This window comes from Paenibacillus sp. EB106-05-06-XG162 (assembly GCF_058791655.1).
The window spans coordinates 61,942-68,128 of sequence record NZ_JBYTDT010000024.1; the positions used below are offsets into that span (position 1 = coordinate 61,942).

Consider the following 6,187-nt stretch of genomic DNA (forward strand, 5'->3'; position numbering starts at 1 on the left):
TACTTATTTTACCACAACATCATCAAAAGGAAGCTCTTTCACTTTACCCAAATCAAATATTTGAACGTGAACTGTACGCTCACCAGCATTGATACCTACGACTTTTCCTTCACCGTATGAAGTAATAACGATTTTACCGGTGCTTGGAAGTTCTTCCTTCACACTTTCATAGTTATCATGCTCAAATTTCAAGCAACACATGAGGCGTCCGCATAAACCGGATATTTTCGTTGGATTTAAGGATAAGTTCTGGTCTTTAGCCATCTTGATCGAGACCGGCTCGAAATCTCCAAGCCAGGAAGAACAACATAGAATACGTCCGCATGGGCCAATACCGCCCAGCATCTTCGCTTCATCACGAACACCGATCTGACGAAGTTCAATCCTTGTCCGAAAAATGCTCGCTAAGTCCTTGACCAATTCTCTAAAATCAACGCGCCCTTCGGCTGTAAAATAGAAAATAATTTTATTCCGATCGAACGTGAACTCGACGTCCACCAATTTCATCTTCAATTGATGATCTCGGATTTTATCTAAACACGTTGTGAGCGCATTTCTTGCTGCAAATTTGTTCTCTTCAACAATACGTGCATCGTTATCATCTGCGATCCGAATCACTTTCTTCAGCGGTAAGACGACATCTGACTCGCCCACGCTTTTCGGCCCAATGACAACCTTGCCGTATTCTACGCCGCGTACCGTCTCCACAATCACATGCTGATCTCTCTCGACCGGCAGATCTAATGGATCGAAATAATAGATTTTGCCCGCTTTCTTGAAACGGACACCCACCACGTTGTACACACTAACCCCCCTGTACTCCAACTAGGAATTGTTCAAAAGCTAACTGCGGATTCACATTCGCGCGCAGACGCTTCTGCATGTCCGTCGTCAGCTCCATACAGCGTACCCACGATTCCGCGTCGCGAGTAAACGCATATTTGCTGATCGATTCCAGCTGATCTATGAAAATAATACTTTCTGTTCGGCCCACCTGATAATGAATCATATCTTTAAACCAAAGCAGGAATAAACTCATTAGAGTGTCCAGATGCTCTGCTAGCGGTGTCTTGAACAGCTGCTGATGCGCCGTCACCATCGCCGAGTTCATCTGATTTAGACAATCCTTACCTAATTGTAACATTACATTTCGAATTTCTGCAAACCAATTCTGTTGGATAATTTCTCTACACGCATCTAACCCTGAAGCAAGATGTACAACACATCGTGCTGTTGTCTGTGCAAAGCCTTCTTGTACTAATACCTGCAGCATCGTCTCAGGATCCATTGGGGTAAATGGAATCCATTGCGCTCGCGACTGTATGGTGGGCAACATCGCTTGTCCATTCTCAGTGATTAGAATAGCCACTACAGGTGACAAAGGTTCCTCCAGAAATTTTAGCAGACTATTCGCAGCTTGAACCGTCATTAGATCGGCTTGCTCCATAATATATACTTTACGGTTACCGTCACCAGTACGGTAAGCAAATTCACGTTGTAAGGCGCGAATTTGCTCAATTTTGATCGATGATCCATCGGGACGTATCACATGAACATCCGGATGGTTCTGATGATCAATCTTCCGGCATTCCAGACATTGATCGCAGCAATCCCCTTCTCGTTCCGTACAAAACAATGATTTGGCCAGTGTCAGCGCCATTTGCCGCCGGCCCGAGCCTCTCGGCCCAGCGAATAGATACGCATGAGAAACGGTGTCATTCCGCAATTCATTCTGCAGTATTTGCTTGGCGCGCACTTGGCCGATAATATCTTGAAAAGACATAATAGCCTCACTTTCGCATTATTATCGCTTCTAGAAGCAATAATTAATTAACATCCCCCGAACCTCACCGATCTTATTCAGTAATTCGATTTTTCCTTCTTCACTGTTCAACAGCTCCTCTGCCATCGCAATCAGTGTCGAATCAATTTCTTCTAATAATTTATATCGTTTGCCACGGCCTCTTCGATCCCAGCCACGGGCATCTTTAATTCCAAGTCCTCGGCGCACCGTATCTTCTAAGAATCGTTTGACCATCGTTCGATAGAGATATAATTCTCTCACAGTCATCGATTTCGCAAGTCGATCACCTTGTTGGTGGATTTGCTGGATACGTTGATTAAGTTCTTCTTTCGAAGCCTGCTGATCTTGTTGGAACATAAAATCAGAGAAATTTTTCTGGCCAATCTGTTTCGAGGCATTGTCCGTCAGTTTTAATTCCTGTCCTAGCGGTCGAAATCCCGGATTAATCTTCATACTGTAACCCAACTCTCTATGGTCAACTTCAGAATGGTCTAGAAATGTTCAAAGCGGTCGACTGGCATCACGAATACTGTTGCTCCGCCTACCTGAACCTCAACCGGAAGCGGTAAATATGACTCTGTCGTACCGCTCATCGGCGATACCGGTGTAACCAGTTGGTCGCGGATCTTACAATTCGTACGAATGACAGCTAACACGTCTTCCACTTGTTCGTCTTCCACACCGATCATAAACGTGGTGTTCCCTGCACGTAGAAATCCGCCCGTACTTGCAAGTTTAGTAGCACGGAAATTATGTTTGACTAACGCATTCGATAGACGGTTGCTGTCTTTATCCTGCACGATGGCAATGACAAGTTTCATAATAACGCCTCCTTAACATTTGACTAAATACCCTCTATATTAATTTGACACAGAGGGTGGAAAATCCTCTTGTGATGCGGATAGGATCTGTAAGATCTGCCCTGCAACTTCCGGTAACGACAGGCTTGCATCTACCTTCTGAATCCGTTCCGGGAATTGTGCCGCTACTATATTATAGCCTTCTCGGACCTTTAGGTGAAAACTTAATTGCTCTAGATCCAGCCGATTCACTTCACGTTGTGCATTCGCTTGAATGCGAGCGAGCCCGATCTCAGGTTCAATATCCAGATAGAGGGTCAAATCCGGCATCACATCACCAATCGCAAATTGATTAATGGACCATACCTCATCCATCCCCAATCCCCTAGCATGTCCCTGATAGGCTAGACTGCTATCGATAAACCGGTCACAGATCACGATCGTCCCTTGCTGAAGCGCTGGGATTACCTTCTCCACAAGATGCTGGCGGCGCGCTGCTGCATAGAGAAGAGCTTCTGTCCGGCCATCCATCTCCGTATGGGCAGGATCCAGGATCAGAGCTCGAATCTTCTCCGAGATCGCAATCCCGCCTGGTTCACGCGTTAGCATGACCGGGATGCCTTGTTCTTGATAATATTGCTCAATATAATGAATCGCGGATGTCTTACCAGATCCTTCTCCACCTTCTAAGGTGATGAAGCGACCCGCATAAGGGTGTCCTTTCTGTTGTTGTTGAGATGTAAAAGTTTGTTTAGATTGCATGTCTAAGCCTCTCTTCATTCATTTCTTAATACGCGAAGCGTCTTAAGTGTCGAATCGTAAACCCCTTGGCATTTCGCCCCTTGTTGAGACAGCTGTTGCAAGGTTCGAATCATTTCTTTAGTAATATACTCACCCGGGTAGAGCAGTGGAATACCAGGCGGATAAGGGATGACCATTTCGGCAACTTGACGATGTACAGCTTGCTCTAACGGTACGGTATCCCATGCATTAGCCGCTAGTGGTTGCAGACGGAATGGAATAGGCTCGGATACAAGCATGGACGTATTACTTAATATCTCCGTATGATTCTTACAACTCGGTATCTGGCTATCCCTAGCTTCCATATTTCTTTGATATATTTGTTCTAAAGCATGGAATAACGCCTTGGCATCTTCCATCGTTGAACCTAAGCTAAATACAAATACAACATGCCTAACATCCGACATTTCAGGCACACAGCCGAGCTCTTCAAGCATTTCTTGTAGCTCGTAGCCGCTGTATTGACCCGTTCGATCACTGACAGTAACTTTAAACGGATCCAGCGTAACATAAGCAGCTTCTTCTTCACCTTGGGAAGGGGACGTCAACAGTGTAAAGTTCGGCAGGAGCTTCATATTGCTGCGGAACCAATCGACTGCTTCTAAGCCTCGTGTAAAAGCATCAGCGCCTCGGATATGAATCCAACGACGACTCACGTCCAGCGAAGCCATGAGCGGGTAGGATGGACTCGAGCTCTGCAGCATTGCTAGACGCTGTTGAATCAGCCCTCGATCCAACCGATCCCCTTGGACATGGAGCATGGCGCTCATCGTAAGCGATGACAGCATCTTGTGCGTAGACTGCACCACACCGTCTGCTCCGCATTGGATCGCTGATACAGGCAGATCCGGATGCAATCCGTAATGAGCGCCGTGCGCCTCATCAATGAGCAGTGGCTTGCCTTGCGCATGCACGGCTTTTGCCATGGCGTGCAAATCCACCCCCATGCCGTAATAGTTCGGGCTGCATAGCAGCACCCCTCTTGCGGCTGGGTAGCGTTCAAGCGCCTCCGTTATTGCAGCGACGGTAGGCGCCGTGGGCTGACCGCTCTGCGCGTCGAGTTGCGGTGTCACGAACACCGCGTGCGCGCCCGCCAGCATCAATCCGTGCAATATAGATTTATGCACGTTGCGCTGAACGATCAGCACGTCGCCCGGCTCCGTGCAGCAAGTGAGGATCAAGGCTAGATTGCCGACGGTGCTCCCATTCACCAAGAAATAGGTCTCCTTCGCTCCAAAACAATCGGCAGCAAGCTCTTGCGCTTCCCGGATTACCCCATTCGGTTGATGAAGATCATCTGTCCCCGTTATCTCCGTCACATCTAAGGCCATGAGATGACGGAGAACGGTTTGCTCCTCATAGACGGAGCGGACCTGCTGCTTATCCTGTCCTTCTTTCTCGTAGACTTGTCCATTCTTATGACCAGGTACATGGAAAGTGCGGTTTTTCCGTTCTCGATATTCTAGCAGCGCCTCATACAGCGGTGCACGTTCATGATTCAATGATGGCATGGTAGAGTAATCCCTTCAACACGTTCTCCCCTTTATTTTACCGTAAAATCCACAACAGACATATAGATCTACCCATACACAACAAAATAACCCCACAAAGTGATGCTTTGTCTTCCAAGTAATCAGGTGCTTTGAGGGGGACCCAAAACAAAAAAAGCCCTCGCCATAACGAAAGCCTCACAAATTAAACTCATCTTGCATTACACATGATTAGAAATAAAAATTCTTTTTAGCTGATGAATGAAAAATGGATATTTCGCATCCTGTACATCCGTGTGCACCATTTCGGCTTCGCAATCCAGACAAATGAATTCAGATATAATGACGATGCCTTCTTCCTTCTTCTCGCCGCAGATGATGCAGGTGCTGTCATGAACATGTTCCATCGACAATCCCACCTTAACCTGTTTTGCTATTAGTATGGCACGTTATCTAGTATTTTAAACCGATTTCATAGGTTGTTTTCAAATGTTTTTATATTTTTATGCGGCAAAACCGAATTAGGTGTCTGTACGTTTTAATTGGATGAGCAAATCTTTTGGGCTTGTCTACCGATATATAACATAGAAGGTCCTTATTGAGGGTAGAAGAAATCATACTATTCGGCACAAAGGAGGAACAATACACAATGCCACCCACTCCCCCAAGTACACAGGCAACATTTTATCAATATACCCTGATTCAGAAAGTCGTCTACAATAAGTTGGTGCTTAAGTTCTATCTCGCTATCGTTCCCATTGTCCTACTGCTTGAGACATTGCTCTCCGGACCACTTGGGTTACTATACAGTGCAATCGCTTTATTATTTGTTCTCTGGATCCATTTTGTGGTGATCCGTTCAGTCCTTCTTCTCGCAGGAGAACCCATTCGTAAAAAATGGCGCTTCCGCCGCGTATTGCCTTGGATTGGCTTTCTTCCAGATCAATATATCGGCTATCGCATCTTTATCCGTGTACATCGCCATCTCGCATGGCTAGGGCTTTGCGTCTGCTTGATCTTATATCCATGGTTCCCGATCTCGTTCGTTACCAGTAGTCTCATCTGGCATCTATGGCTGATCATTCCGAGGCAATTCCTTTTCACACGCTTCAGAAAACAACCAAAACAAGGCCTATTCAAATTAACGGATAGCGAAATGCTCTATTACAAAGCGTAATAGAGCTTTTTTCTTGTCACACCTACTTGGGCTATAAAACAAAAAAAGACCACCTTCGAGAATTGAATCTCAAAAGTGGTCTTTAGCTGCTTGGCATCGTCCTACTCTCCCAGGA

Annotated in this window: 8 protein-coding genes; 1 reads left to right on the forward strand and 7 read right to left on the reverse strand. The window is 46.0% G+C overall.

The window, feature by feature from the left end:
• Positions 1-3: 3 nt before the first annotated feature.
• The 7 genes from AC3WU2_RS28715 to AC3WU2_RS28745 form a co-directional block, all read right to left on the reverse strand.
• On the reverse strand, positions 4-804 hold the full coding sequence (locus AC3WU2_RS28715) for a PSP1 domain-containing protein (RefSeq protein ID WP_314590624.1): 801 nt from the start codon (positions 802-804) through the stop codon (positions 4-6).
• Position 805: 1 nt separating this feature from the next.
• Positions 806-1,783 carry a DNA polymerase III subunit delta' gene (gene holB, locus AC3WU2_RS28720; protein WP_018759503.1) on the reverse strand — a complete coding sequence of 326 codons (978 nt, stop codon included), beginning with the start codon at positions 1,781-1,783 and terminating at the stop codon, positions 806-808.
• Between the two features lie 30 nt (positions 1,784-1,813).
• Entirely contained in the window at positions 1,814-2,257 is a 444-nt protein-coding gene (locus tag AC3WU2_RS28725; protein WP_379351554.1) for a YaaR family protein, read from the reverse strand.
• 38 nt (positions 2,258-2,295) lie between these two features.
• Positions 2,296-2,625 carry a cyclic di-AMP receptor DarA gene (gene darA / locus AC3WU2_RS28730; RefSeq protein ID WP_018759505.1) on the reverse strand — a complete coding sequence of 110 codons (330 nt, stop codon included), beginning with the start codon at positions 2,623-2,625 and terminating at the stop codon, positions 2,296-2,298.
• Positions 2,626-2,664: 39 nt separating this feature from the next.
• A complete protein-coding gene (tmk, locus tag AC3WU2_RS28735; protein ID WP_492458302.1) occupies positions 2,665-3,366 on the reverse strand; it encodes a dTMP kinase in 702 nt (233 codons plus the stop codon).
• 14 nt (positions 3,367-3,380) lie between these two features.
• A complete protein-coding gene (locus AC3WU2_RS28740) occupies positions 3,381-4,916 on the reverse strand; it encodes an aminotransferase class I/II-fold pyridoxal phosphate-dependent enzyme (protein ID WP_492458303.1) in 1,536 nt (511 codons plus the stop codon).
• A gap of 200 nt (positions 4,917-5,116) precedes the next feature.
• Positions 5,117-5,302 (reverse strand): sigma factor G inhibitor Gin, encoded by a 186-nt coding sequence (locus tag AC3WU2_RS28745; RefSeq protein ID WP_018759508.1) that lies wholly within the window; start codon positions 5,300-5,302, stop codon positions 5,117-5,119.
• 242 nt (positions 5,303-5,544) lie between these two features.
• Here AC3WU2_RS28745 and AC3WU2_RS28750 point away from each other — a divergent pair, with 242 nt between their 5' ends.
• Positions 5,545-6,072 (forward strand): hypothetical protein, encoded by a 528-nt coding sequence (locus tag AC3WU2_RS28750; protein ID WP_492458304.1) that lies wholly within the window; start codon positions 5,545-5,547, stop codon positions 6,070-6,072.
• The last annotated feature ends 115 nt before the right edge of the window (positions 6,073-6,187 follow it).

Excerpts from the sequence above, each read along its gene's own strand:
- holB (WP_018759503.1), bottom strand. The coding sequence starts at position 1,783 with ATGTCTTTTCAAGATATTATCGGCCAAGTGCGCGCCAAGCAAATACTG.
- AC3WU2_RS28725 (WP_379351554.1), bottom strand. The coding sequence starts at position 2,257 with ATGAAGATTAATCCGGGATTTCGACCGCTAGGACAGGAATTAAAACTG.
- darA (WP_018759505.1), bottom strand. The coding sequence starts at position 2,625 with ATGAAACTTGTCATTGCCATCGTGCAGGATAAAGACAGCAACCGTCTA.
- tmk (WP_492458302.1), bottom strand. The coding sequence starts at position 3,366 with ATGCAATCTAAACAAACTTTTACATCTCAACAACAACAGAAAGGACAC.
- AC3WU2_RS28740 (WP_492458303.1), bottom strand. The coding sequence starts at position 4,916 with ATGCCATCATTGAATCATGAACGTGCACCGCTGTATGAGGCGCTGCTA.
- AC3WU2_RS28745 (WP_018759508.1), bottom strand. The coding sequence starts at position 5,302 with ATGGAACATGTTCATGACAGCACCTGCATCATCTGCGGCGAGAAGAAG.
- AC3WU2_RS28750 (WP_492458304.1), top strand. The coding sequence starts at position 5,545 with ATGCCACCCACTCCCCCAAGTACACAGGCAACATTTTATCAATATACC.